The sequence below is a fragment of the Ruegeria sp. CE12 genome (genome assembly GCF_056537525.1).
Genome location: NZ_JBQFRS010000064.1, coordinates 1 through 924, shown reverse-complemented (window position 1 = coordinate 924; position 924 = coordinate 1). Strand labels below are relative to the sequence as shown.

General features: G+C 57.1%; 1 protein-coding gene. It reads left to right on the top strand.

Annotated elements, in window-relative coordinates; genetic code table 11:
- Window positions 1-127 precede the first annotated feature (127 nt).
- Window positions 128-924, top strand: a 797-nt coding sequence (locus ACR0IO_RS23145; protein WP_480745207.1) for a 50S ribosomal protein L11 methyltransferase, incomplete at its 3' end; no start/stop codon positions are given.

Below are 924 nucleotides of genomic sequence, written 5' to 3'. Positions count from 1 at the left end.
GCTGCCACATCTTTCGCCTTATCGCTTTTGGTGCCGCGTCATCCAGAGGCGGGGAATGAAACCTTACTTGCGCGGCGCGGTTTAACCGTGGCCGCGCCCATCACCACCGTGATCAAATAGGGTGCTTATGACGACCTTTACCGCCTTTACCACATTGCCTGCTAAATCCGCCGCCGAAGCCTTGGGTGAGGCCATAGAGGCACTTGATCCCGCGCCCTATGGCGTAGGGGTTTTTGAAATCGAAGATGGCTCTGGCCGGTGGGAGGTGGGCGGCTATTTCCTTGAGGCCCCTGATGAAATCGGATTGGCGCTTTTGGCGGCATCGCATGGCGCGCGGGAATTTGTCGTTTCAGAATTGCCCGAAACTGATTGGGTCGCGCAGGTGCGCCGTGAATTGCACCCTGTGCGCGCGGGGCGGTTTTATCTTTACGGCAGCCATGATGCCGATACAGTTCCAAACGATGCCGTGCCCTTGCTGATTGAGGCCGCAATGGCCTTTGGCACAGGGCATCACGGCACCACCTCTGGATGTTTGATTGCGTTTGATCGCCTGCTCACTGAGGGCCATGTTTTCAAAAATGTGGTTGATATTGGCTGTGGCACGGCGGTCTTGGCCTTGGCTGCGGCACGGGTCTTTCCGCAGACTGTTCTGGCCTCTGATATTGATGAGATCGCGGTTGATGTCGCCCGTGTAAACGCCCAAGCAAATGACCTCGCAGATCGGATCGAGGCTGTGCAAGCCGCAGGGTTTGATCATCCCACCCTCGCAGCCCGTGCGCCCTTTGATTTGATCTTTGCCAATATCCTAAAGGGGCCACTGATCGAACTGGCCCCCGATATGGCGCGTCATGCCGCGCAGGGCGGTTATTTGATCTTGTCAGGCCTTTTGTTGGAGCAGGCTGAGGACGTCACTGCCGCCTATCT